Origin of the sequence: Pantoea sp. GABEPS69 (assembly GCF_045780835.1) — a bacterium.
Taxonomy (GTDB): Bacteria; Pseudomonadota; Gammaproteobacteria; order Enterobacterales; family Enterobacteriaceae; genus Pantoea; species Pantoea septica.
This window is the reverse complement of sequence record NZ_CP118618.1, coordinates 1,606,753-1,629,623: the sequence shown is the minus strand read 5'-3', so window position 1 is coordinate 1,629,623 and position 22,871 is coordinate 1,606,753. Positions and strand designations below refer to the sequence as shown.

Below are 22,871 nucleotides of genomic sequence, written 5' to 3'. Positions count from 1 at the left end.
CTTCGCCTTCTTGCTCCCCTTTGATCTTCCCACTTTTGTTATCTGAGACGAATTTGCGTATTACGCCGAAAAAAAAGCGCTCAATGCGCCTGAGAGGCTTGTCACTGGTTGGATTTACAGTATGATGTGCCAGCGAATTTCTTCCCTGTATGGAATACCAGTATGTTTGTGGAATTGATTTACGATAAGCGTAACGTAGCCGGCCTGCCGGGCGCGCGCGAGATGATTTTACGGGAGCTGGAAAAGCGCGTTCAGCGCGTCTTCCCAGAGATTGAGGTGCGCGTAAAGCCGATGGAGCGCAACGCCATCGAAACCGATTTGAGCAAGAACGATAAGGCTACGGTGGCGCGCATTGTCGAAGAGATGTTTGACGAGGCGGAAATGTGGCTGGTGGCCGACTAAGCGCCGACCACCGACTGAGCAGGATTACTTCTCCTGCTCGCTGTGGTTGATAGCGATTTCGATATCCTGAATCGCGGCGTCTAAATCATCCAGCAGCGTGCCCTGTTTGTTTAGCAGCGCATCGATACGTCCGGCAAACTCGGGATCTTTATATTCGCCGGCATCGAACGCGAGCCAGTGGCTGGAGAGCGTTTCGGTATTGGTTTGCGCATAGTGGCGCATCTCTTTCAGCTGCGAGGTCACATCGCGCAGGTAGTCAGTTTTGCTTTTCGTTTCCACTGAATCACTCATGCTGTTTTTCCTTTTGCTGTTTTAACCAATAAATATCTCGCGTGAATGATTAAAGGTAGTGGAATATAACGAAGCCGCCTTAAGAATATTCGGAAGTGGCGCCTGACCCTCTCGATCTCTGGCTTCTACGCCTTCTCTTCTTTAGCCCAGCGTTTACGCTACACCGCCAGAAGCGCCCTCTTCATCAAAAAACAGGGGACGCGTTGTCCCCTTTCAGTGCCTTATGCGCTCAGTCATTAGAGATATTTACGCGCCAGTTCAAACAGCTCCTTACGGGCCGCCGTCCCCAGGTGCTCAATCCCTTGCTGTACGAAATCAAAAGCGGCGCCGAAATCTTTTACCCCTGCGCTGAAGTCGCTCTGCTCCTCATTCCCGGCGGGCTGAGCGGACGACGGCGCAGCGCTACCGGAATCGGCTACGGGCGCCGTTTCCTGAACAGCAGCGTTAACAGCCTGCGCGCTGGCCTGCTGGGCAGCGGCATCCGCCACGGGTGTCTGCGCCTGGGGTTGCGCATCGGCGGCAGTGCCTGCCGCAGCGCCCTGATCGGCGGGTTGAGCGGCCGCGTCCGAGGGCGCGCTCTGCTCTGCGGGCTGGGGCGCTGCTGCATCAGGCGTCGCGGACTGATCCACAGGCTGTACGGCAGTAGCATCGGGCGTTGCAGCCTGATCCACAGGCTGAGCGGCGACAGCGTCTGACGCAACGGCCTGATCCACAGACTGAGCGGCGACAGCGTCGGACGCAGCGGCCTGATCCACAGGCTGTGCGGCGGCAGCGTCGGGCACAGCTGCCTGATCAGCAGGCTGTGCGGCGGCAGCGTCGGGCGCAGCAGCCTGATCCGCAGACTGTGCGGCGGCAGCGTCGGGCACAGCTGCCTGATCAGCAGGTTGTGCGGCGGCAGCGTCGGGCGCAGCGGCCTGATCCGCAGACTGTGCGGCGGCAGCGTCGGGCGCAGCGGCCTGATCCGCAGCCTGTGAGGCTGAAGCGTCCGGCGCAGCGCTCTGCTCTGCCGACGGCGACGGCGTGTGCTGCGCCGTCGCATCAGGCGCAACGTGGGTTTCGCCCGGCGTCTCTTCAGAGGTGGCTGGCGCCACCGTTGAGGGAGAAGATAAACGCTGCAGCTGCGGATCGGTCGGCACATTGGCATCCGGTATGGCAAACTGCGGCAGCTCGGCATCGCTTGCTGGCGTGGTTGAGTTAATGATGCTGGTATCGGTCATGGCAGACTCCTTAGTGATAATGAACGATCGGAGGGCGTGAAAGCCTTCACCAATCAGGTTAAAAATTCGCATTAGACTCTCCTGTTAAGGCTTCGTAGCATTTTCATCCTGTATGACGACCCGCTTCACCTTGTCGACCGTCTGATCGGGCAGCGTATCCAGCTTGTTCTGAAGCACGGACACCTGCTTCGACAGCTCATCCACCTTGGCTTCACGTCGCGCGGCGGACTCGCGTGCTTCGCGCCGAATATCCTCTACGCGCTGATTGGCCGTGCTGCTGACGTATAAAAACAGGATGGTCATCACAATGCATATCAACGACATGCCCAGCATCAGCACGCCGAGCAAAACTTTGCGCTTGTGGGTCGTCGGTCTTATTTCACTGTGTATCTCTGCCATCGCTATGCTCCTCCAGGGTGGAAATTAGCCTGTCGATTTCATTACGAAACTTGCTGTTTTGATCGGCGTCAGTCATGACCACCAGAATGCCGAGCGCGTTTTTAATTAAGCGCAGATCGGTCTCCAGGGTAGATATTCGCCGTAGATTGGTATCATGACGTATACGTAAATCGTCGTTCTCCTGACGGAGCAGCGCATTGCTCTCCTTCAGCAGTAAGACCTGCTCCTTGTAGCTGGTAATGATTTCTCCACCGGCACGATTGCTGGTGACAATAGAAGCAATGCCTGCAATAAGCGGCTTCCAGAAAAGCGCGGCCGCTCCGCCCCCAAGAACTAACGCGCCAACACTGGTTATCAGACTACTTTCCATGCCTCACCTCTGTACCTCGATGGGTAACGGCTGCTGACGTCAGGCGTAAAACGCAAAGCGCCTCCCTCGCCGAAACTTAAGATTGCTTAAATTCACAGCTTAAGTATACTTAAGTCTGGCTCTCAGGAGATGTCAAGAAGATGGAAAAAGAAACTACGGGCGATCGTATTCGCTTCCGCCGTAAGGCACTGAATTTGACGCAAAAAGCTGTTGCAGAAAAAATCTCGGTTTCCCATGTGGCGATATCTCAGTGGGAAAAAGAGGAGACACTGCCGCGCGGAGAAAACCTGCTGCGACTCGCGGAGGTGCTGGGCTGCGCGCCAGCATGGCTGGTAGACGGGGATGGACCGGTGTTTACTGTACAAACGCAGGCGCAAACCGGCCTGCCTTATCTGGAGAGAGAACAGATTGGCGACTGGCTGGCGGAGGCGACGCAGGTAGAGATCCTCAGGCGGATCCCTACCGATCGCAGCTACTCTGCCACCAGCTTTGCATTGACCCTATGGGACAACGCGCTGGCGCCGCAGTGCCTGCGTGGCGATCTGCTGCTTATCGATCCTGAATTACCGCCCCAGCCTGGGGACCTGGTGCTGGCGCTTACTGGAGAGAACGAGTATGTGCTACGCAAATATCGCGCGCGCAGCCACAACAGCTTTGAGCTGGCGCCGCTGAACGAGGATTACCCGCTCTTGCGTTCGTCGGAACAGGCGCTGTCTGTGCTGGGAACGCTGGTAGAGTGGCGACGCTATCGCGATACGGCGCAGTAAGCCGCAAAAATCTTCCGCTTCGCTCGAACTTTCGCCGCGAAGCAGCGTCCTATTAAGTATGTGGATAATTCCATGTAACGATTTCACCCGCCTTGAGCGGGCTTTTTTTTGCCCATAAGAATTTCCTGTGACGAATGCGTGCTGCTGCGTTTCTTTATCGTAGCGCCGGTGAGAAGATAATCTGGCGCTATGCGCATACCCTTTACGTAATGCAATCGAGAGTTCTGCCGGACTGGACTTGCCCGCTGACCTGTGCGGGCAATTTTTTGCGCGCTTTAATGAATAAAGCCGCCCGCAGACGGCTTTCACATTCAGGGATTCAGATTTTCATCCTCATCTTCATCCTCAACGTCATCTTCTACATACTCATCATCTTCTGGCATCTCATCCCCCTCTCCGCCGGGTATATCTTCTACGCCGCCTGGGAGCTGGCCGCCGCCGGGAATGGGATCGATATCATCGGGACGTTCTGACATACGCACCTCCAGTTACCCCTGTTGGGTATATTTAGTTTAGTGCTGTGACTATTTAATATGCGCCCTCCCTTACTGAAACGTGAACGAAGCGTAAAAGATCAAACATTACGCCGTTGCCGTTTGGCTTATTGGACAGGCTGTGTTCCATGTAGTTTTACGCAAAAACGCCGTCGTTAGCGCAGATAAATTTAATTCTGTTTATTGACGGATCGCTTTATAGCTTCTTCAATGAAATAAGAGACTGCACTGGAGGAAAAACTCATGACCGAACTGTTACATATTATCTCTGTCAGCGCGATTGTCGCTGGAATATATCTAATTCAGTAAGAGAATGGTCACACTCAGGTAATATTGTAATGGTGACCTTCTCTGATGCGACCCTTGTGCCTGGGAGATTCTTCAGTGCAAGAGCCGATGCGGCAAGGCCTGCGGCGAGGTTGCTGGTTAAAACCGTCGTCGACAAAATTTCTCATACCGTCTGAATAATATATTCAGGGTAAACGCCTGACTGAAATATATTTACCCGATTTCACTAATATTAATGATGCAGCATTTCATCAACCACCTGTTCCTGTGTTAATTGCCAGGGATAATAAGTGGGCCAGTTATCCATCTCTTCCAGCAGCGCCTGCTGAGAGATATTGCCGCTAAAAAGGTGAAAATGGCTTGACCTGCGCGGTGCGATAATATGATCGCTAAACTGCACATATTTTGGCGCATGGCTGTTCCTGTCGTGACATTCAAACAGATAACGAACACCTTTTTTCCCGGAGGCATAGGTCAGGATTTTATGTCCGGCATAGCTGTAGCGACAGGAGGCGACGCTGTCGCCGCGGTGAAATTCGATTACGCCATCTTCAATGCCCAGCCGCTCGATTTCCGTGGCGTAGCCTTTGCGGTAGTAGGCTTTGATCTGTTCTGGGGTTTTATGCCCATCCTTTTGCGCTTTCTGCGCGAAGACCGCATCCAGTTTTCCCTGCTCCAGCAGCGGATAGACGGACTCCCATACGCCATCCCAGTCTGACAGCGGGCGATCTTTAACATCTTTGTCGTCAAACACCCCTTCGGCCGCTTTTTGCTCCATTTGCGACAGCGCTGGGCCGTGTGCGTGGTGGCCATGCGCCATAGCCTGCCCGCTAAGCAGCAGACCCAATGCAATGACTTTTCCTTTGCTTGCCAACATATTTACCCTCCATCAATGAAAGAGTGTAAAATGTTATGATATAACATTTCTAAAAACAAGCTTTGCGTGTGCCCTCTCGCTAGCTCGCGTGGAAAAGTTTTTTCGCCTCTGATTTTGAATCTGTTGCTGTCACGCATTTCACATCGCGCAGCGCCTGTAGCTCGGCCAGGCGTGATTTCGCTTTTTCGCTGGCATTATGGCGCGCAATACCGTTGCCGATACCGAGATCGCCCATAAAACCCAGTACGGTGCGATAGTCAAAGCTGCCGGTCTCGGTGATCTCGTGCTGGATATGGCGCGTTTTGACGATTTCCTGTTCCAGCGTCTGGCAGTTCAGCGTCACCGCTTCTTGATCCGTTACCGCAGAAGCCTGGGGGTACTGCTTGGTTGCGCAGGCGGTGAGCAGCAGCACGGCTGCGATTATGAGTATTTTCATGGGGATATTGGTTAAGCTGTGCCGATTGTGAGTGGGGTTAAACCTGCATATTCATTGTTTCACTTTGCAGTTTTGCAGGAGTAAGTTGATTCAGGGTGATTCAAGGTTTATCAGAAGCATACCGCAAGGCACATTTTGCCCATTAGGTGAATACGAGGTGTTTTGCGGTATTTTTTTGTGCTTCATGTGTGCTATGTGCTCCGGTAGCACAAATTTTTGCTTAATCAGATCGTCGGCCGGTACTCGTCGTCATCGTCCAGAATTGTCGCCGTGACTTTGCCCAGCACGATGATGCCCTCGCCCCTCCCTGTCTATCGTTTCGCCGTCCTGTGTTATCAGCCCCAAAGAGAACAGCTTGCCAGTCATGAGGTAGCCGTCGTACTGAAACACCATCTCATCGCCAGGCTTCATCTTTACGCCGCGGTCAACGATGACAAACCCGTCAGGTGTTTCGATACGGAACGCATTAGAAGATGGAGGCTCGAAGCTCTCTTCTGTAGATGACGAGCTCACCTCACTTAACCCATGTTTCTAAGTGCCCACGTCTTGTGCTCTCCGCCGTCTGTCACCATTTCAAAGAAGAAGGGCTGATAGCGCTTAATCCAGCAGTTGCACTCTTCCAGCGGCCAGACGTGGTTCATCTTCTCCAGCTCAAGGCGAAAGTTGTTCGTGGTGACTATCCGGCGCTCTCGGCCGTCAAGCTGGGTGGCACTGCTGAACACAGAGCCGATTTCGTATTTGCGTGGCATAAAATTAACCCGCAAAATAACTGTATATAAATACAGTATTATTGAGGTTTGTTTTTGGCAAACTGTTGCAGTCTAGCTTCTTGTAAAGCCTACATAAGGAGAGAAGGGGTTTCTGGATAAGACAGGCGAATGGTGAAATAGATACCCCGGCCGCTGTTTAGGAAGGAGCGCCCTTGCTGTCTAAATTTAGCATGATTCTTAATTATTTATTCTAAGTAATCATTGCTTCATCTACAATGCAGATGAATTTTTGGACCTAACGGACAAATTTAAATGCGAGAACTACTAAAATCTCTTTCTGGCATGAGATTCATTGCTGCTGCCCTGATTGCCTTCCATCATACTGTGTGGATGTATCCTTTAAGCAAGTTCATTGATGATCGTGTAGATGCCGATTTGGGTGTTACTTTCTTTTTCGTTTTGTCTGGATTTATTCTTTATTTTACTCACAATAATATCTCAACAAAAGCTGAATCCGCCAGATTTATTGTTGCGAGAATTGCCAGAATCTGGCCTTTGCACATTGCCTGTCTTCTAATAGTACTCTGCCTTTTCCCTTCGCCATGGGGATATTTGGGGGAGTCAGTTTCATGGTTTAAAATTCTGGCAAACCTTTTTCTTATACATGCATGGATTCCATACGCGAAATATTTTTTTTCTCTGAATGGTCCTTCATGGAGTATATCTGTCGAACTGTTTTTTTATGTTCTGTTCCCATTTCTAATATATAAATTCAAAACGAACTGGCATTTTAAACTAGCGCTGGCATTTATGACTGGCTTAGCAATCGTGATGGCTGTGCAAAAAATGGCATTCCCTATGCTTCAATACGGGGATCCTCTTATGGGTCCTAATCAGTGGGCGGCAGGGATATTACCACTAGTAAGACTAACTGAATTTTTGTCCGGTATTGTAGCTTGTGCATTATGGCTAAGAATTAGGAACAAGCTAGTAGCAAGCTCATTGTTATTCACGATTTTAGAAATTGCATCACTTTTATTAGGTTTGTTTACTTTATGTTGGTTGCCGCACCTAATTTCAGTAACTTTCGATGGGTATGTGGTAGGTAGTTGGTTAACAAGGACTTTTGCTGCGCCTATGTTTGCTATCATTATTGCAATTTTTGCATTTGGAAAGGGTACGCCATCCAGGTTTATTGGCTGCAGGTGGATGGTTATCTTGGGAGAAGCGAGCTTTTCGCTTTATATGACACATGAAATTATCGCTCGTTACATTGCTAACTACGCTCCATCATTACTCTTTAGAGATAGTTATTGGTTAGGTCCCTTGATTTTCTGGTCCCTGTGTATTTTGGTTTCTTTTATGACGTGGATGATAATTGAGCGTCCATGCAGAAAATTTATTCTAGCTAGGTTCGATAATCATACCAGAAAAAATAAAATGCTCGATTCATCACAGAGTCATAAGGTTGCATAGTGAGATGGGTGGATTAACCACCCATCATTAGCTTACCAGAGAATTTTCAAAGTCTGATCAAACTGGGGTGTTGACCAATCTATTTCACGGGCATTTTTGGTATCAATCCGACTGAGGAGGAGCCTATAATTCTTCCACGGTGTTAGTTGCGATGTCTCCTCGTTCGTTGCCATACCCAGATAGACAGCATTCCGAATGAAAAAAATGGCCTGACTCGCATCTGCTATCAGATTTTTTTGTTGCCTGAATCGTTGCATGATAAAGCGAAGATGGTCAGGTAAAGCCTGGCTGACTCACGAGAGTGGATTACATCATCATACTGTTTTTGCGTAATTGAGCGCAAAGGTCGCGCGCGACACACCTTTGCGAGTAGTAAGTATTGATAGCTGTTTTCAGGTCGATGGACGAAAATCGTCGTCATCATCCAGAATTGTTGCGGTCAATTTTCCCCCAGCACGATGACTTCCTTCAGCCCTTCTCCGTCTATCGTTACGCCGTCCTGCGTAATCAGCCCGGAAGCGAACAACTTGCCCACCATCGGGTAGCCGTCTTACAGAAACGCTACTTCGTTGCCTGGATTCATTTTTACGCTGCGTTCGATGATGAAAAAACCGTCAGGCGTTTCAACACGGTACGCGCTAGTTGAGGGATGCCCTAATCCTTCTTCTATGTATTCAGCGCCCATGCTCATTTCACATATCCCATATTACGCAAGCCACACGTTTTGTTCTTCCCTCCATCTGTCACAAGCTCAAATAAAAACGCCTGATACCGTTTGATCCAGCGGTTATACTCCTCAAGAGGCTAGTGATGAATGTAGTTTTCGGGTACCAATCGAAAGTCATTGGTTCTCACGCCCCGCCGACTTTTAGCGTCAAGCTTGATCGCATCATTGAAAGCTGCGGTGATTTCATACTTACGAGGCATAAGGTCGCCCTAAAACCACTGTTTATAAATGCAGTAGTAATGGGACGGATTTTGGCAAGCTGCTGCAGTCAGAATTTTTGTAAAGCCTAGGCTGGTACGGGATATTTTCTGGATAAGCAAGACTCGAGTGATTAAGATTTAACCTCCGAAGAGATTACAACCGCTGTGGCATATGCCTGCTACCCTTTAAAAAAATTTAATGCTTCAAAGAGGATAAGTGTAAAAATCTTATGTTGTTGGCTGCGTTATTCATTCCTGTGCTTTCCTCTGGTAATGACAATGATGTTATGAACTCCACAGAAGCCCGGTACTATTAGTCGCTTTCAAACAGCGTATTGAACCTCTATCCATTGCCTGATGGGCTCATTGGTTACTATACTCAAAGTGATGGTCGAACGGTTGAGATTGATGAGCTTTATAAAAAACATCCTGCTGGCACATCAACACCCTAATCCCAGCCATAGCCTACTAAGACTTGAAGCTGATCATCTACTAAATTCAATTTATCAAATAAAAAAGTGATAGTAAGCGCAAGCGTTTGCAACGCATTTAGAATGCCGTAAAGATATTAACCGCAAACTCTCTCTTTCTACTGACCAAATTTGCAATTGCAGAAGGCCCAAAGGATTATCTGGATGCTTATGTCGATTCCGAACAGACTTAAGAAGAATTATATTTGGTAAAAGTACTTAGTTACAGTAGATTTATGATGAGCTTTTGAGTAAGGAGCTGTCTGTTTCGCCCATATAGTTCCCCTAAAATTCTCTTTAGCTAGTTAGAAAACTCTAACCTACCTAACAGATTCTTAGATAGTCTCAAATTATCCATAAATTCCTCTTGACTATAAAGGCTAAAATATTAGTATCATATAAGGAAAGATACGAACCTTTACTAATTGTTAGCGAGATATAGCATGAATAATAAATATGACGAATTTGAAAGCATCGGAGATAATTGTGAATTTGCGTTTTTTTTGAGAGAATCAGGATGTGATGATGGCAGTATGTTTCGTTGGACACTTATAAAAAATTACGAAAGTTTTTTAAATCTACTTAATAACGATTTCAAGAATATCTACAAATATGAAAACCTCGTACCCTCTTGGCAAGATATGGTACTAGACAAATCATGTAACATTTGTTTCCACACCACAATGTATAGTGATAACATTTCTGATCGTTGGCAGTGGAGATTCTCTGAAGAAAAAAATAGAGAAATCCATGGCAATGAGCTTGAGAAAATTGAATATCTCATCGATAAATTTAAAAAAGGAGTGTCTTCAGGTAATAAGACTTATGTTCTTAAAAGCAATTCTAACAACCTCGATGACTTGGCACTTAAAATATCTAAATACTTGATAAGCAAAGGAAAATGCAATCTTTTGTATGTGAAAGAAGCTGATAAAAGCAATTCATCAGGAAGTGTCCGTAAAATTACTGAGAATTTCTTCGTGGGCTTTATAGATAGGTTTGCTGATTATAGTCGCGCTAATGAGTATTCACGTCAAGGATGGGAGTTGCTTCTAAAAAGTTATAATGCATTAAAATAACTGGGCAGCGCTTTAGGCGCTGCTTAAATTATTAACCGGCAGAAAAAAATACAGTTTTATGGTATTGGTTCAACAGGGAATGCTTATATACTGCTTCATTCTTGTAATAAGAGTTTGGGAAGAAATTGACTTCCTTGCCAAGTAGGGACCCTAAAATTGCAACATGAAGCCTATCCGTATTAATAATACTGTATTCTTCTAAAAAATTAATCATGCACCTGGTTGAATTTCTCGCCAAAAACTCATTATCCCAGTAGTCTCCGTTCCATGTTAAAGATATATCATGGTTATTTTCTTTATAGTCTTTAGTTAATGACTCTGAATCAGTTCGATAACAATTAGCTATCCCTTTGAAAGGCTCAACACATGACAGGTAAGAAGGTAAGTCTAAATAAAATGCCATATCATCAGCCAGAAACACACTTTCTTGTGCCTTATATCCTAGTGAAAGTATATATTCAAAAGATGTTCTTTCTCTGCAACAAACAATAAATTTATCAAGACCCTCTTTAAAGAAATCCTCATAGCCCCTGACAGTTGAAGGCATTATGATAATCTTGGCGAATTTATCTTTTTGATTTTGAATAAAATCCTTACCCTCTGCGTACAAGCCTTCAATCAGATTACCGCCACCACCAAAAATTAAAATATCCTTACTGGAATCGTAATGGCTTGAAGCGCGATACTGGTCATAATTTAACCCGCTTTGCTTAAAAAAATCATACGTAGCAGAAGCTATGACTCCATCACCTGCGTTGCCTGGGTTAGCCTTGTAGACAAGATTATACTTAGAATGATAAAGTTTTAGTAAAGATTCAAAACCTAAATCGTTAGATGTCATTTGTTTACCTTAAGTGGCTGGTGTGTTGGTGGCTTCCCGAACGCTTTAGTAGCAGAACTCTTTGAATTCATAACTTTTCATTTGCAGCATATCTCGATTAGGAAATTTTACAATGAAGAAGATTCTTATTATGACGCCGGATATTGAAGGGCCGGTCAGAAATGGTGGTATTGGAACAGCATTTACAGCACTAGCTACCACACTAGCCAAAAACGGTTTCGACATCGACGTACTATATACTAGTGGTGATTACACGGAATCCACTTCCAAGTCATTCAAAGAATGGTCTCTTTATTATAGCAAACATGGCGTCAACCTTTTAAGCACACAAATAAACAATGAAATTAACATTGATGCTCCATATTTTAGAAAAAAAAGTTATTCGATATACCTATGGTTAAAAGAGAATAACATTTATGATGTTATTATTTCATGCGAATGGCAGGCGGATCTATATTACTCATTGCTTATAAAAAAGCAAGGTCTCAACTTTACAAATACAAAATTCATCGTTAATACTCATAGTTCAACATTATGGTCTGATGAAGGTAATTATCAATTACCTTATGACCAAAATCATTTAGAACTTTATCACATGGAAAAATGTGTCACTGAGATGGCTGATGAAATTGTTAGCCCTTCGCAATATCTTTTCGATTGGATGCAAGCTAAAGGCTGGAATCTTTCTAATAACAAAACTGTAATTTTAAACTGCGCGCCCTTTCAAGGCTTTGAAAAGTTTAAAAAAACACCTAACGTTGAAGATGATTTGTCACTAGAAAAAAAATAGAATTAGTTTTTTTGGCCGTTTAGAAACGAGAAAAGGTCTTGATATTTTTCTTCGAGCTTTAAAAAACTTAAGCAATGATGATAAAAAAAATTTAAGGGCTGTAACCTTTCTAGGTAAGAAGGTCAATTTGGGTTCTATAGACTCTGAGACCCATATAAGAAATAGCACACGGCATTTAGAGCTGCCTGTCAATATTATAACTGATTATGACCGCACCAACGCAAATGAATATATAAAAAGAAAAAATATTCTTGTTATAATTCCGTCTTTAGTTGAAAACTCACCTTATACGGTCTATGAGTGCTTAATAAACAATGTTAACTTCCTTGCCTCTTCGGTCGGTGGGATTCCTGAACTAATCCCGAAGAAAAATCATACCGAAACTTTATTTCAACCGAACCCAGTAGATCTTTATGGAAAGATACATTCACGCTTAAAAAAATTAAAATGTGACACCCATCTCATAGCTGATCCTAAAGATATAGAGAAAAGCTGGGTGCAAGTAGTTAGTGCGGATTTTTTTGATAATACAAAAAAACTCTCTGAAGGTGAATTACCTTTAGTCAGCGTTTGTATTACTCATCATGATAGGCATCATTTACTCCAACAAGCTATTGCTTCAATAAAATCCCAGACTTATCCGAATATTGAAGTTATTATCGTTGATGATGGGAGTGTTGATGAGGAATCTCATAAGTATCTTGACTTAATCGAGTCTGATTTCAACATAAGGAATTGGAAAATCATTCGCAGTTCCAATAATTACTTGGGAGCAGCTAGAAATCTTGCCGCTAAGCATGCATCGGGTGATTTTTTGCTTTTCATGGATGACGATAACGTGGCCAAGCCACATGAAGTGGAAACTTTTCTAACTGCAGCAGTTAACACTGGTGCAGATATCTTAACTACCCCAAGTGATTTAGTGTTTAATGAAGAATATCCCTCACCTTTTAGAAAAATGACGCATTGCTGGCTTCCACTTGGTCCGGACTTAAATATAGCAAGTTTCAATAATTGCTTTGGTGACGCAAATGCTCTGATTAAAAAAGAAGTTTTTCACAGCGTTGGAGGATTTACTGAAGATTACGGTTTAGGTCATGAGGATTGGGAATTCTTTACCAAAGCTGTTTTAAAAGGTCATTCGTTACAACTTGTTCCAGAACCTCTTTTTTGGTATCGCGTAGCAAATTCAGGAATGTTACTTAGCGGAAATAAATCCAGGAATAACTATCGTAGCTTCCGTCCATTTATGGAAGAAGATGTTAGATACAACTTTGCATTGGGTTTGATGCCCGCTTATATGCAAAAAATCTCCGAGCTGGAGCTCGAAATCAATAGAATGCAAAGTTTAAACTCATCTCATTCACTGGGTAATAAAATTAATAATCTTCAGCATGATATTGAATGGCTCATCTCGCAGCAACAGGACGGTTGGGCACATGATAGATTCAATACACTGAATAGCAAATTAGAGTTACTAATTTCACAGCAGCAAGGTGGATGGGCGCATGATAGATTCAATGTGTTGAATGAAAGTATTTCCCGCGTTCATTTCGATGTTCTCAAAGAAAAACCTTCAATTACTCGAAAAATCTTGAGAAAACTAAGATCAGCTTTTACTAAAATATAAAGTCAAAGATTGAAATTAAAGCCCAGAAAAAATCTGGGCTTTTTACTGAATTTTTATGACCAAAATAATTCATTGCTTTTATATGCGTCAATTCCAATGAAAACATTCTGTATTTTTTCCTAAAATTAAGAGCCGCTGCTTCTATGTTGATGGCCATATCCGGATCAACAGCATCCACTTGCACTCTCGCGTCCTAAGATACGGAAACGTATAATAAATTGGAAAATACACAAACGTTTGCATGTCCCAAAAATTTCCCACAGGTACTAACCTCTGACAAAAGCCTTTTCACGGAGGATATCGCCATGGATGTCTCGCCACGAGTTGTCGTGGTAGTCAATATCATCGTTGTAGTAGCTCTTGTTGTCGGCCTTGCATGATACAAGCACTGGATCTGGCGAACTCCGCAGCCAACTCAGATCGGCACGGTATACACTTGCCCCATCATCGGAGCTTTTATGTGGTCAGATCTAAATAAAAGTTCCATTGGACAAAAGCTCTTCTTGACAATTTTAATGTTATTCCTAACATCAAGCTTAATCTTCCCTTACAGATTCCTTTCAGATGGCCAATCTAGATTTTTTCAGGCTCATTACGCGCACTTGCGGCGTGGGTGTATTGATTATGATGCTGACAAATAAAGATTTATTTTACTATCACGGCCTTTTTGTCGTGGTTGTTTGTGTTGGGTTATGGGGTGAGTACGACTGGTATACCAAAAAAATGGGGAAGAAAAAATAATGAAGAGGCTTTCTGGTCTTGATGGCCTCAGAGGATTGCTTGCTTTAGGTGTGGCATTGTCGCATTCATATAGCCATTTTACCGGCTGGCATACCGGCTTCGATATCTTTCATAATCCAGACTATGCCGTTGATATCTTCTTCATATTATCCGGAATAGTGCTTTATCACTCCTACCTGCAGAAATTTACTTCCGGCTCGGTATCATCTCTGGAATTCTTCATCATTCGAATATTCCGCCTCTATCCTCTTCATATAGTGGCAGTGATGCTTGTTCCGCTCGCGCTCTATGCCTCTACGGGTAGCTTTTTCCCTGAATGGCTGGGGTCAGTAACGCCTTTTAATATCATTGGTGACCTGACTCTAACAAATTCTCTGGGGATTGGATTCATTCCAAAAACGAACGTTCCAAGCTGGTCAATATCGGTAGAGCTTTTCGCCGGCACATTTATTATCCTGCTCAGCTTCCTTCACAGGGTTATGCCGTGGATTACTGCTATAGCGGCGGTGGGATTATGCCTTACTATCGGAGTCAATGTTAAGGGCGCGTCGCAGGCGGCTTATCCGCTTCTGAGTGATGGCGTAATCAGATGCCTGCTTTGCGTATCTTTGGGCATTTGCGCCTATCAGGTTACGCTGTGGCGCGCTGAATGGCTGAAAGCAAATCATGCTCTGGTGTCAGCCTTTATCTTCTGTGTCTTCATGCTGACGCTCATCATACTGTTCGGTATGAATATCACGTTACCAGCCTATCTGGTTATCACGCCCGTCGTCGCGCTCGCGGTAGCTGCTTTGCCCCACATAGAGTGTGATGCGCGTAAGTTTTTGGAATCGGATAAGCTTGCCTTCCTTGGCAAGATATCATTCTCTCTACCTCATGCACACGCCTGTGGTTTATTCAATGCTGTGGCTGAAAGGAAGCTCACTGGATTCGAATATTATTTTCGCCACCCTTGCGGTGGTAATAGCAGCCGGTATATCTGTGCTTACGCTTAAATATATCGAGCTGCCCTGCTATGAGGCGGGTAAGAAGTTGATGAAATCTCGCGTTATCAGCCCTGCCAAAAAAGTAAGCCCCTTGTAAGGGGCTTTTTTCAGCCTGCGCCGTCGATGTAATGCGTAGCAACTTCTTCAGGCGTGACATAATAAAGTCGGCAGCTGGCGCTATCTGTGAACTGCTGCAGGGTTAGTCCGTCACTAAGGCCAATCATTGAGCCGCCAATGCTGGAGCTTAGTTCCTGACGCAACTGGTCAGGTACGTATTACAGAACATTAGGGAAGCTAAATTGCAGCATGCCTTAACTGTCATATACAGACATCGACTCAAATGCGCAGATGGTGTACCGGGTTTATGGCGCCTGGATGTCATAGAACAATACGGATCAGCTTTCCCTTATCAACACGAAAATGAACGATCTTGTGCTACATAAGTGCTTCGCTAAAGTGGCCGTATATTTATTTGTAGTATTATCAGACAGTTACCCGATTAAACCTGCATATTCATAATGCAGTGGTAGGAAAAACAGAGCGAGCGAAGATCACACCGAAAGCCCGCGCCAACAGAGCATTGCCGCAATCACTTGCCAACCTTGTAGCGAAGAGATGGTAAAGATTGCGGCAATTTTTTGTCCCATGCATGCCCCACAGATTTTTGAGGTCAGATCGTCGGTCGTAACTCGTCGTCGTCATCCAGAATCCTAGCGGTGACTTTTCCCAGCACGATGATACCTTCCAGACCTTCCCCGTCTATCGTTTCGCCATCCTGCGTTATGAGCCCGGAGGCGAACAACTTTCCTACCATCGGGTAGCCGTCGTACTGGAACGCCACCTCGTCACCAGGCTTCATTTTTACGCCGCTGTCTACGATGACAAAACCTTCAGGCGTCTCAATGCGAAACGCGCTCATCTCACATACCCCATGTTGCGCAGGGCCCACGTCTTGTTCTCCCCGCCGTCTGTAACGAGCTCGAAGAAGAATGTCTGATACCGTTTTATCCAGCGGTTGCACTCTTCCAGCGGCCAATGATGGTTGTACTTTTCGAGCGCTAAGCGAAAGTCGTTGGTTGTCACTAACCGCCGGTTTTTAGCGTCCAGCTTGATCGCATCTTTAAAAGCTGTGGTTATTTCATAATCGCGTGGCATAAGTTTGCCCTAAAAATTTACTGTATATAAACACAGTAATATTTAGGTCGGATTTAAGCAAGCCGCTGCGGTTCGGATTTTTGTAAAGCCTGGACTGGTACAGGAGTTAGGTCTGGATAAACAAGGCGTGAGTGGTTAAGCTTTAGCCAAACCACCCCGTAGCCTGCTCAGATCGGCGCGGAACGTCACTGCCCCGTCGCCGGGGCTTTTTTTGGTTATCATGCAGGAATGGTTGGCCATAAAATATCTGGTGCCTTTGATGTGTCCACCCTACTTAGCAGGACGCGGTACTTCTTCCACGCGGTCAATTCCGCTGTTTCCTCGTCCGTTGCCATGCCCAGATCGACAGCGTCCTGAAGAATAGAAATGGTCTGGCTCGCATCTGCTATCAGGTTTGTTTTTTGTTGCGCGGCCTGCATGACTAAATCCTCCTTGGGCACTTCTGGTGCGGGAGGAGGAATAAAAGCACCGTCTTTGTAAGACCATCCGATGCCTACCCCCTGATCACCGCAGTTTACAGCTATCGTTCCTTCCGGCGGCTCCCACTCAGTGACCCCATCCCAAAGGGTGGTATTAATAACCTCCCCTTGTGCATTAACTACAGCATAAACATCAATTTCTTCCATTATGCGAACTCCTCAATAATTGCTATCCCCGACCTGCCGGCCGCGCCTGCGTTTATAGGTTGAGACGGGCCATTTGCACAACCAGACGCCCCTGAGCCAAAGCCGCCGCCTGTACTAGCATTGTTGTTGATTGCCGGGATTGAACCGCCCACACCTAATTGGCTATTAGCTCCCCTGGAGCCTGCCGCATAGTTAGTTGAAACTGCCACTGCAGCCTCGGCTCCGCCCCCTGATGTTCCAACAATATTCCAGCCTGTCGGGCTTGCTCCATTATTGTTTGCTACCGGCTGAAATGGTGGATTTGCCGGTCCGGCTGGCAATCCCGCCTTTCCTCCCGGAGCAGAAATCAGGGTGCCAACAGATGTTGTGCTTCCGTCAGCGCCATACTGGGAAGACGAGGTGCCACCCGCGCCGCCCGATCCTACTGTGACCGCCGCAGTGGTAATGCTGCTGACATCATATAAACCTTCTGCATATGCGCCCGCGCCGCCACCATTACTCACTGATACCTGACCGGCACTGGTGGCCGGAGCCGCTGAACTTCCACCCCCACCACCCAGCACCCGGATACGCCACTTTTTTGCCCCTGCTGTTTTTGTTACGGTTCCATTTGCCGTGAATACCTGCACATTGATCAATCGCCCCGGCGTAAGCGCTGTCATGCTGGCTTTAAGATTGGCAAGAATTGAGGCGGTATTGCCGTTATCCAGGACATCAACACCTGCAGAGTCGGAAATAAACTGAGCAAGTATTGAGGCCATGACCGTACTTTGCCGCAATGCTTTATTGATTTGTGATGATGAAGCCTTACCACTCTGGAAGCCGGTTAGCAACGCTGCCAGCGCCTCATAATCTGCCTGACTTATAACGTTCGCCCCGGCGCCGATGCCAAAGGGTTTGAAATTGTTGGTAGCCATTAAAGTGTTTTCTCCCACGCGCCGTCTTCGAAACCGGCGATGTATTCGTTGTCCATGTCGAAGCCAAAAAATCGAGTGCCTTCTGATGGCGTCTCAATTGATGGCGTTTGAATGTCACCAGCCCAGACACCAGCTGCTTTTACTGTCAGATATCCCTGTTTGATAGCCGCCAGAAGTTCGAGTGAGACCTGGCTGATGTCTTCTTCCGGGAAAACCCAGACGGATATGGTCATGTCCTGGTTGTCGACGACCTGCATTTTCAGACCTGAGCCATCCAGCGCGGTTTCCAGAATCGCCGGCAGCGAGTCGTTTTGTCCGTCCCAGTTGTTAATGGCTATTTTCGCTTTCAATACGATGCGGTAGGTGTCATCGCTCAGGCTTGTAAAGCCGGCATCAGGGTCATAAGGACCCTGCCAGACACCCTGATCCCAGCCAAGTCCATCGGTATCAAATGAAAAGTAAACACCGCTGATGGGCTGGCTGACGACTCGCGTACGTCCAATCCACTCCCCCAGCACATCAAGCTGCACGCCGACCGCGCTGTCGATATCGAAGGCGGAGAGCAGGTTTTGAAGGGCTGATGAGGTGTCAGTAAATGGGCGCGTTGACAGGTCGACGTGATCGACAAAAAGAGGCTTTCCCCTGTGATAGTTGGTAATCAGGTCGGTGTATTTGCTCATGACGTCACCGTGAGCGCGATATTTGCCGTACTGCAGGATGCAGACTCGTTGAATGCTATAACGACATTAGATGCCGCTACCGTTCCTGCCGACTTACCAATCGCCAGGGAGTTGATGTCATAGTATTTAGCGTTTCCACCGCTCACGACGCCAAGGTTAGCCGGTGAATAGATGCGGCTTAACAGGACGTCATCGCCAATTGTCAGGCCATTGATATAGTCGGCGATGGCCTGCTTGATCTGCTCGCCAACCTGTGTGGTGTAACCAGTAAAAACCTTCAGCGTAATGGCGACATATATCGGGACATCCGATGATCGAGAGAAACTTATTGCATGCGGATTATCGTATTTATCAGGCACAGTGACCGTCGTCGATCCGAAAGTGGAAACGCCCTGGCCTTTTTTGCCACGAATGGTCTGTGCGATTTCCGTAACGTCGCCACCGTCCACTATCGCCGCGATTGAGTGTCCGGGTATGCCGTCACTATTCACTGCTCCGGTATCGTTCTCGTAAAGCTTATGACGGGTTACGCCGGAAACGTTAGCGATCGCGCCGTCAACTGCCTCAAATGGCGTCAGCGCCGGGATAGCAACGCTCTGAGCCTGTCGCACACGAAGTTGCGCATCAGTTTCTGCTGCAGAGCCTACAGTCGCTGCGTTAGCGTTGGATACTGCCGTCCAGCCGCGGGTAGGCGTGTTGATTTTGGTGATGCTTCCGGCGACTGCCGCAACGGCGCCGGTATTAGCGCAGGTGGCCGTCACCGTCACCGATCCGCCTACGGTGATTGTCACGCTGGCCGGCAGGTTCCAGATGATACCGTTGGAATCTTTCACCGAGCCATTAGTAATCGTTGTTCCGGCCGTGCCGGTGAGCGTCACGTCAACCGTTGAATTGGTGGCGGACTTGCGCGCAATACCGTTAATTTTGACGTTGCGTGTAAGGGCATCTTTCATGCCGGAGGATGGTGAGAAAGAGTTGTAAACCTGAATCGCTGTATTGTTGGCATCATGCACTGCCAGCGCTACGAGTGCGACCATCTGTCCATCTTTACTGTCAGGCTCGAGATAAGCGTCGGTGCCGTAAATCTGCTGAAAATATTCGGTGATAGTGCTCAGGATTGTCTGGTAATCAGGCGCACTTATCCCTGAGGCGGTCACCGTAGCGGAGAGCCCCAGCGTGTCTAAATTGAGAGCCATTACGCCTCGCTTGTGACTGTCGTCGTTCCGTAGATAGTGTCGATCGTCGCGGTAAATACCACGCGGCGGGATGAGGTATTCAGCGTCGTATCGAACGACCTGATAGATTTAACGCCTTGCGTCTCAAGGATGCGCTGGCGAATGGCGAGGTTGTAGGTTTCCGGCTTCTGCTTACCCAGAACGGACTGAATCCATGGCGTGCCCTCTGTGGTGTCGAGGAACCATTGCCCATACCACAGCAGGAAACGCGTCTTCACCGCCTGCGCCACCGTTTCCGGTGAGTTAACCAGCCAGGTGTCATCGCCCTGTCCGAAGGTGTAATCTCCATCTTCATCTTCGCGTCTGTATCGCATCAGTTCACCTTGCCAGAATTGCCAGTACCAGACTGCACGCCATTATGGGTGTGCTGGTCACTGATATCTTTGCCGTTGGACTTCAGGGAGCCTATAAACTCGATGGCGCCCGTAATTTTCGCCGCGGTCCCGGTCGCCAGGCTTCCGACCATGCCGCCCATCCACGTCAACATCCCGTTGATGGTCACAGCCGCGCTGAACTTAGCGAGAGGTGTCGTCACGTTCAGTCCGCCCGGCGCCACGATATTCACGGCGTGGCTGTTTGGGTCAAGCTCAATATAAGCCGCACCGTCATCCGTTCGCATCTGCAGCGTAGTGGTGCTGATATTCCCTATAACTTCCGCCTGCGACTGCGGGCCAATGAACGCAAAGGCGTCTGACAGATCATGCTGCCGAGGGTCGACCGGCTCCTGCACGCCGCCGTTCTGCCACCAGAAGTCGATGCAGCGATCAGAAAATACCACCAGGCATTCATCGCCAGCTTTAACAGGAAAGGTAATGGTGCAGCCGCCACCGCGCGGGAACACTACCGGCACGTCGACGAGCAACGGTAGAGGTGAAGATTTGAACTCACCCGCCTCATCAGCGACCTGACCTGATATGGCAGGCTGAACAGTGCAGGTACATGCTATGGGGTCGAACGACTGGATGATGCCAGGCATGGAGACGCGCAGCATGGAGAATATGGTGTCCGACAGCACCTTCATTGCCTGCTGCTCACCGCCGGCCAGCGACTGAGGATTGACTGACATGTTTACTCCGGGCAATAAAAAACCCGCCGGAGCGGGTTAGATTCGTTTTATTCTTTCTGGTCTGAAGTTAGGGCACCAACTGCACCCCTTACTCACTGCCAAAGCTTGAACTTGATCTGGAAGGCTGTACGGCAACTTAGAGGAAAGCCTACCTTCCCAGCCAACTAGCATCCTACAAGGAAGCATGAAGTGCCCTGGATAGTTCGAAACACATTCGCAGTAAGCTTGAGTATTATTAGCGCTTTGAGACTTAGCAAAGCAATTCAGGGATGTCGATAAATCATATGTACTTATAACGAGCTCACCATTTATGAATGCCTGTACGCCCGTTATGTTTGTGACAAGCCGCAATAAATTTGCAGCTAAAGCAAGCTGGTTTCCGTCCCTCGAGAACGAAGCTAAATGATACTGTTTGTCGGCCAGAACACCCTGCCGATATTGGTCTGCAAGTTCAGACATGGCAGCTGCCATAGGATAATTTTTGGCAGTAGATTTAGGGAAAATGATTGTGATTACTGTTGAGTCGTCTTTGATCGGGGCCAAATCCAGCTTACCAAGAGCAGATAAATTTTTACCTGCCATCAGCTCACCTTTTTGCAGTCATAAGTGCCAAACACTCTTGGCTGATCCATGTTGCTACGAATAGCCTCAACATTAAGTATGGCTTTGCCATCACGCTTAATGTAATCCATACCGAGCCAGCCCGGCGCGTCAGCTCGTTGCACAACCCACTGATATTGGATGTTCGAGTAATCATCCTTTTTGCCGAGAAAAGTTACCTTCTGGCTTTCAGGCCGAGCGTTATTTATGTGGGCAAAACCATCATCGCTTGATGAAATTACGAAAGGACCACACTTCATTAGTGGCTTAGAGTCAGCCACTGCACCGACAGATATTGCCAACACAGTTAAACCAATGAAAAATAACTTCATTATGTAGAAATACCTCTACTTATTGCGCTCGAAGATTGAAGATCCGCCGAACCGCGAGCGATACACATTAAATCCATGTACCACGGCTGACCTCTGGTATCGCCAGTATAATCTATAGCCGATACGATATACACGCCATCAGCCGCAATACTTGCAGGTTGTTGTAGTGTCCCGTTTACGCTCAGGTTGCCGTTCGTGTTATTTTCGCTGGCCCTATCCGGTAGGGCTTTAACCTCGTCTGCCGATAAACTTGTCCGATACACCGACGCCTGATCAATCTGCACCAGGCCCTTCAGCCGGATGTTGGGGTTTATCAGGCACCGCACGTTCACGCCAGCGCCCATCGTCTGCTGCGGCATCCCGATCAGGCCGGTCTGGCTGTTGAGCACGATCGCCTCCTGAACGTACTTATCGGTCGGCACCATCTGCGCCTGACCATCCACCAGCTGCCATGTGGCGCCGCACTGCGCCGCGACGTTATCCATCACATCGCGCGTTGACTGGTAAAGCACTCGCCCGCGCGGGAATACGGTTACAGGCGTATCGCCAGTGATGCCTTTAGTCACGCCATACGCGCTAAAGCTATCCATGGCAGCAGAGTGAACATCTGCGACTGTGTAGCCTGCAGCGAGCGTCGTGGTCACGCTGGCGTTCATAAAGGCCTGATGGCCGTCGATCGCCTGAATCAGCACCCACGTATCGGTCGGATTATCACGACCTGTGACAGTAAAGCGAATTTCACCGCTGAAAACTTCTCCGTAGTTCGTGCCATTCGTCTGGCCGACTTGTGACGGGTCAATTTCCGTTGCCACGCCTACCTGGCTGCTGTCTACTGTCGCCGGCATACCGTCATAGCCTGCGATGATTTTAATCTTCGCGAACTCTTTTCCCAGAATACGGCTGCAGGTGTCTTTGGAGAGGTTATAAATCTTCACCATCGCAACGCGCGGCCATCGGGTATCTGTCCACTCAATGCGGAACGTCACCTTGAAGTCACTCAGGCTAATGCCTTCACCACTTTCTGACAGGATTTGTAGCTCGAAGTGGCGCATCCAGTTCTGTGACATGT

At 47.4% G+C, this 22,871-nt stretch carries 27 protein-coding genes and 1 pseudogene; 6 read left to right on the top strand and 22 right to left on the bottom strand.

Annotation, left to right across the window (positions count from 1 at the left end; translation table 11 throughout):
- Positions 1 to 162: 162 nt before the first annotated feature.
- On the top strand, positions 163 to 402 hold the full coding sequence (locus PVE98_RS07975) for a DinI-like family protein (protein ID WP_033749793.1): 240 nt from the start codon (positions 163 to 165) through the stop codon (positions 400 to 402).
- Positions 403 to 426: 24 nt separating this feature from the next.
- Here the strand turns inward: PVE98_RS07975 and PVE98_RS07970 are convergent, their stop codons facing one another.
- From PVE98_RS07970 to PVE98_RS07955, 4 genes are all read right to left on the bottom strand, one after another.
- Entirely contained in the window at positions 427 to 693 is a 267-nt protein-coding gene (locus PVE98_RS07970) for a hypothetical protein (protein WP_033749795.1), read from the bottom strand.
- 236 nt (positions 694 to 929) lie between these two features.
- On the bottom strand, positions 930 to 1,910 hold the full coding sequence (locus PVE98_RS07965) for a hypothetical protein (protein ID WP_187143644.1): 981 nt from the start codon (positions 1,908 to 1,910) through the stop codon (positions 930 to 932).
- Positions 1,911 to 1,994: 84 nt separating this feature from the next.
- Positions 1,995 to 2,309 carry a hypothetical protein gene (locus tag PVE98_RS07960; protein ID WP_033749799.1) on the bottom strand — a complete coding sequence of 105 codons (315 nt, stop codon included), beginning with the start codon at positions 2,307 to 2,309 and terminating at the stop codon, positions 1,995 to 1,997.
- The gene (locus PVE98_RS07955; RefSeq protein ID WP_033791350.1) at positions 2,290 to 2,679 is read right to left on the bottom strand and encodes a hypothetical protein; all 390 of its coding nucleotides are present in this window, start codon (positions 2,677 to 2,679) and stop codon (positions 2,290 to 2,292) included. The genes PVE98_RS07960 and PVE98_RS07955 overlap by 20 nt, the downstream gene beginning before the upstream one ends.
- 140 nt (positions 2,680 to 2,819) lie before the next feature.
- On the opposite strand from PVE98_RS07955, the gene PVE98_RS07950 reads away from it, so the two are divergent.
- Complete coding sequence (locus PVE98_RS07950) at positions 2,820 to 3,446, top strand: helix-turn-helix domain-containing protein (RefSeq protein WP_096073363.1); 627 nt, start codon at positions 2,820 to 2,822, stop codon at positions 3,444 to 3,446.
- Positions 3,447 to 3,757: 311 nt separating this feature from the next.
- Here PVE98_RS07950 and PVE98_RS07945 read toward each other — a convergent pair whose 3' ends face one another.
- The 4 genes from PVE98_RS07945 to PVE98_RS07930 form a co-directional block, all read right to left on the bottom strand.
- Entirely contained in the window at positions 3,758 to 3,922 is a 165-nt protein-coding gene (locus PVE98_RS07945) for a hypothetical protein (RefSeq protein WP_187143645.1), read from the bottom strand.
- Between the two features lie 538 nt (positions 3,923 to 4,460).
- On the bottom strand, positions 4,461 to 5,105 hold the full coding sequence (gene zinT / locus PVE98_RS07940) for a metal-binding protein ZinT (RefSeq protein ID WP_096073365.1): 645 nt from the start codon (positions 5,103 to 5,105) through the stop codon (positions 4,461 to 4,463).
- Positions 5,106 to 5,184: 79 nt separating this feature from the next.
- Positions 5,185 to 5,541, bottom strand: coding sequence for a hypothetical protein (locus tag PVE98_RS07935; RefSeq protein WP_096073366.1), 357 nt, complete (start codon positions 5,539 to 5,541; stop codon positions 5,185 to 5,187).
- A gap of 518 nt (positions 5,542 to 6,059) precedes the next feature.
- Complete coding sequence (locus PVE98_RS07930; RefSeq protein ID WP_313619497.1) at positions 6,060 to 6,290, bottom strand: hypothetical protein; 231 nt, start codon at positions 6,288 to 6,290, stop codon at positions 6,060 to 6,062.
- Between the two features lie 273 nt (positions 6,291 to 6,563).
- Between PVE98_RS07930 and PVE98_RS07925 the strand changes: the two genes are divergently transcribed.
- A complete protein-coding gene (locus PVE98_RS07925; RefSeq protein ID WP_333620346.1) occupies positions 6,564 to 7,727 on the top strand; it encodes an acyltransferase in 1,164 nt (387 codons plus the stop codon).
- Between the two features lie 32 nt (positions 7,728 to 7,759).
- On the opposite strand, the gene PVE98_RS07920 is transcribed toward PVE98_RS07925, so the two are convergent.
- Positions 7,760 to 7,984 (bottom strand): tail fiber assembly protein, encoded by a 225-nt coding sequence (locus PVE98_RS07920; protein ID WP_407568568.1) that lies wholly within the window; start codon positions 7,982 to 7,984, stop codon positions 7,760 to 7,762.
- 1,583 nt (positions 7,985 to 9,567) lie between these two features.
- Here PVE98_RS07920 and PVE98_RS07915 point away from each other — a divergent pair.
- The gene (locus tag PVE98_RS07915; protein ID WP_313619501.1) at positions 9,568 to 10,203 is read left to right on the top strand and encodes a hypothetical protein; all 636 of its coding nucleotides are present in this window, start codon (positions 9,568 to 9,570) and stop codon (positions 10,201 to 10,203) included.
- A gap of 31 nt (positions 10,204 to 10,234) precedes the next feature.
- Here the strand turns inward: PVE98_RS07915 and PVE98_RS07910 are convergent, their stop codons facing one another.
- Entirely contained in the window at positions 10,235 to 11,044 is an 810-nt protein-coding gene (locus tag PVE98_RS07910; RefSeq protein WP_407568567.1) for a polysaccharide pyruvyl transferase family protein, read from the bottom strand.
- Positions 11,045 to 11,156: 112 nt separating this feature from the next.
- Between PVE98_RS07910 and PVE98_RS07905 the strand changes: the two are divergent.
- A pseudogene (locus PVE98_RS07905) lies at positions 11,157 to 13,293 on the top strand (glycosyltransferase); the annotation flags it as partial.
- A gap of 160 nt (positions 13,294 to 13,453) precedes the next feature.
- Here PVE98_RS07905 and PVE98_RS07900 read toward each other — a convergent pair.
- On the bottom strand, positions 13,454 to 13,648 hold the full coding sequence (locus tag PVE98_RS07900; RefSeq protein WP_313619507.1) for a hypothetical protein: 195 nt from the start codon (positions 13,646 to 13,648) through the stop codon (positions 13,454 to 13,456).
- Between the two features lie 556 nt (positions 13,649 to 14,204).
- Here PVE98_RS07900 and PVE98_RS07895 point away from each other — a divergent pair.
- Positions 14,205 to 15,200 carry an acyltransferase gene (locus tag PVE98_RS07895; protein WP_333620344.1) on the top strand — a complete coding sequence of 332 codons (996 nt, stop codon included), beginning with the start codon at positions 14,205 to 14,207 and terminating at the stop codon, positions 15,198 to 15,200.
- A gap of 661 nt (positions 15,201 to 15,861) precedes the next feature.
- On the opposite strand, the gene PVE98_RS07890 is transcribed toward PVE98_RS07895, so the two are convergent.
- The 11 genes from PVE98_RS07890 to PVE98_RS07840 form a co-directional block, all read right to left on the bottom strand.
- Positions 15,862 to 16,110, bottom strand: a complete 249-nt coding sequence (locus tag PVE98_RS07890; RefSeq protein ID WP_313619511.1) for a phage repressor protein — start codon at positions 16,108 to 16,110, stop codon at positions 15,862 to 15,864.
- Entirely contained in the window at positions 16,107 to 16,346 is a 240-nt protein-coding gene (locus PVE98_RS07885; protein WP_048786191.1) for a hypothetical protein, read from the bottom strand. The genes PVE98_RS07890 and PVE98_RS07885 overlap by 4 nt, the downstream gene beginning before the upstream one ends.
- A gap of 218 nt (positions 16,347 to 16,564) precedes the next feature.
- Positions 16,565 to 16,972, bottom strand: coding sequence for a tail fiber assembly protein (locus PVE98_RS07880; RefSeq protein WP_313619513.1), 408 nt, complete (start codon positions 16,970 to 16,972; stop codon positions 16,565 to 16,567).
- Positions 16,972 to 17,889: a hypothetical protein gene (locus tag PVE98_RS07875; protein WP_313619515.1), complete on the bottom strand. Its 918-nt coding sequence runs from the start codon at positions 17,887 to 17,889 to the stop codon at positions 16,972 to 16,974. Before PVE98_RS07875 ends, PVE98_RS07880 begins: the two co-directional genes overlap by 1 nt.
- Complete coding sequence (locus PVE98_RS07870; RefSeq protein ID WP_313619517.1) at positions 17,889 to 18,569, bottom strand: DUF2612 domain-containing protein; 681 nt, start codon at positions 18,567 to 18,569, stop codon at positions 17,889 to 17,891. The genes PVE98_RS07875 and PVE98_RS07870 overlap by 1 nt, the downstream gene beginning before the upstream one ends.
- On the bottom strand, positions 18,566 to 19,765 hold the full coding sequence (locus PVE98_RS07865; RefSeq protein WP_313619519.1) for a baseplate J/gp47 family protein: 1,200 nt from the start codon (positions 19,763 to 19,765) through the stop codon (positions 18,566 to 18,568). Before PVE98_RS07865 ends, PVE98_RS07870 begins: the two co-directional genes overlap by 4 nt.
- On the bottom strand, positions 19,765 to 20,118 hold the full coding sequence (locus tag PVE98_RS07860; RefSeq protein ID WP_313619521.1) for a hypothetical protein: 354 nt from the start codon (positions 20,116 to 20,118) through the stop codon (positions 19,765 to 19,767). Before PVE98_RS07860 ends, PVE98_RS07865 begins: the two co-directional genes overlap by 1 nt.
- Positions 20,118 to 20,870: a Gp138 family membrane-puncturing spike protein gene (locus PVE98_RS07855; protein ID WP_313384283.1), complete on the bottom strand. Its 753-nt coding sequence runs from the start codon at positions 20,868 to 20,870 to the stop codon at positions 20,118 to 20,120. Before PVE98_RS07855 ends, PVE98_RS07860 begins: the two co-directional genes overlap by 1 nt.
- Before the next feature lie 36 nt (positions 20,871 to 20,906).
- A complete protein-coding gene (locus PVE98_RS07850) occupies positions 20,907 to 21,452 on the bottom strand; it encodes a hypothetical protein (RefSeq protein ID WP_333620343.1) in 546 nt (181 codons plus the stop codon).
- Positions 21,452 to 21,802, bottom strand: a complete 351-nt coding sequence (locus PVE98_RS07845) for a hypothetical protein (protein WP_313619527.1) — start codon at positions 21,800 to 21,802, stop codon at positions 21,452 to 21,454. Before PVE98_RS07845 ends, PVE98_RS07850 begins: the two co-directional genes overlap by 1 nt.
- Entirely contained in the window at positions 21,802 to 22,869 is a 1,068-nt protein-coding gene (locus tag PVE98_RS07840) for a hypothetical protein (protein ID WP_313619529.1), read from the bottom strand. The genes PVE98_RS07845 and PVE98_RS07840 overlap by 1 nt, the downstream gene beginning before the upstream one ends.
- Positions 22,870 to 22,871: the final 2 nt, after the last annotated feature.

What these genes read in the sequence shown, in the direction of transcription:
- PVE98_RS07975 (WP_033749793.1), top strand. Translation starts at nt 163, where the DNA reads ATGTTTGTGGAATTGATTTACGATAAGCGTAACGTAGCCGGCCTGCCG.
- PVE98_RS07970 (WP_033749795.1), bottom strand. Translation starts at nt 693, where the DNA reads ATGAGTGATTCAGTGGAAACGAAAAGCAAAACTGACTACCTGCGCGAT.
- PVE98_RS07965 (WP_187143644.1), bottom strand. Translation starts at nt 1,910, where the DNA reads ATGACCGATACCAGCATCATTAACTCAACCACGCCAGCAAGCGATGCC.
- PVE98_RS07960 (WP_033749799.1), bottom strand. Translation starts at nt 2,309, where the DNA reads ATGGCAGAGATACACAGTGAAATAAGACCGACGACCCACAAGCGCAAA.
- PVE98_RS07955 (WP_033791350.1), bottom strand. Translation starts at nt 2,679, where the DNA reads ATGGAAAGTAGTCTGATAACCAGTGTTGGCGCGTTAGTTCTTGGGGGC.
- PVE98_RS07950 (WP_096073363.1), top strand. Translation starts at nt 2,820, where the DNA reads ATGGAAAAAGAAACTACGGGCGATCGTATTCGCTTCCGCCGTAAGGCA.
- PVE98_RS07945 (WP_187143645.1), bottom strand. Translation starts at nt 3,922, where the DNA reads ATGTCAGAACGTCCCGATGATATCGATCCCATTCCCGGCGGCGGCCAG.
- zinT (WP_096073365.1), bottom strand. Translation starts at nt 5,105, where the DNA reads ATGTTGGCAAGCAAAGGAAAAGTCATTGCATTGGGTCTGCTGCTTAGC.
- PVE98_RS07935 (WP_096073366.1), bottom strand. Translation starts at nt 5,541, where the DNA reads ATGAAAATACTCATAATCGCAGCCGTGCTGCTGCTCACCGCCTGCGCA.
- PVE98_RS07930 (WP_313619497.1), bottom strand. Translation starts at nt 6,290, where the DNA reads ATGCCACGCAAATACGAAATCGGCTCTGTGTTCAGCAGTGCCACCCAG.
- PVE98_RS07925 (WP_333620346.1), top strand. Translation starts at nt 6,564, where the DNA reads ATGCGAGAACTACTAAAATCTCTTTCTGGCATGAGATTCATTGCTGCT.
- PVE98_RS07920 (WP_407568568.1), bottom strand. Translation starts at nt 7,984, where the DNA reads ATGCAACGATTCAGGCAACAAAAAAATCTGATAGCAGATGCGAGTCAG.
- PVE98_RS07915 (WP_313619501.1), top strand. Translation starts at nt 9,568, where the DNA reads ATGAATAATAAATATGACGAATTTGAAAGCATCGGAGATAATTGTGAA.
- PVE98_RS07910 (WP_407568567.1), bottom strand. Translation starts at nt 11,044, where the DNA reads ATGACATCTAACGATTTAGGTTTTGAATCTTTACTAAAACTTTATCAT.
- PVE98_RS07895 (WP_333620344.1), top strand. Translation starts at nt 14,205, where the DNA reads ATGAAGAGGCTTTCTGGTCTTGATGGCCTCAGAGGATTGCTTGCTTTA.
- PVE98_RS07890 (WP_313619511.1), bottom strand. Translation starts at nt 16,110, where the DNA reads ATGAGCGCGTTTCGCATTGAGACGCCTGAAGGTTTTGTCATCGTAGAC.
- PVE98_RS07885 (WP_048786191.1), bottom strand. Translation starts at nt 16,346, where the DNA reads ATGCCACGCGATTATGAAATAACCACAGCTTTTAAAGATGCGATCAAG.
- PVE98_RS07880 (WP_313619513.1), bottom strand. Translation starts at nt 16,972, where the DNA reads ATGGAAGAAATTGATGTTTATGCTGTAGTTAATGCACAAGGGGAGGTT.
- PVE98_RS07875 (WP_313619515.1), bottom strand. Translation starts at nt 17,889, where the DNA reads ATGGCTACCAACAATTTCAAACCCTTTGGCATCGGCGCCGGGGCGAAC.
- PVE98_RS07870 (WP_313619517.1), bottom strand. Translation starts at nt 18,569, where the DNA reads ATGAGCAAATACACCGACCTGATTACCAACTATCACAGGGGAAAGCCT.
- PVE98_RS07865 (WP_313619519.1), bottom strand. Translation starts at nt 19,765, where the DNA reads ATGGCTCTCAATTTAGACACGCTGGGGCTCTCCGCTACGGTGACCGCC.
- PVE98_RS07860 (WP_313619521.1), bottom strand. Translation starts at nt 20,118, where the DNA reads ATGCGATACAGACGCGAAGATGAAGATGGAGATTACACCTTCGGACAG.
- PVE98_RS07855 (WP_313384283.1), bottom strand. Translation starts at nt 20,870, where the DNA reads ATGTCAGTCAATCCTCAGTCGCTGGCCGGCGGTGAGCAGCAGGCAATG.
- PVE98_RS07850 (WP_333620343.1), bottom strand. Translation starts at nt 21,452, where the DNA reads ATGGCAGGTAAAAATTTATCTGCTCTTGGTAAGCTGGATTTGGCCCCG.
- PVE98_RS07845 (WP_313619527.1), bottom strand. Translation starts at nt 21,802, where the DNA reads ATGAAGTTATTTTTCATTGGTTTAACTGTGTTGGCAATATCTGTCGGT.
- PVE98_RS07840 (WP_313619529.1), bottom strand. Translation starts at nt 22,869, where the DNA reads ATGTCACAGAACTGGATGCGCCACTTCGAGCTACAAATCCTGTCAGAA.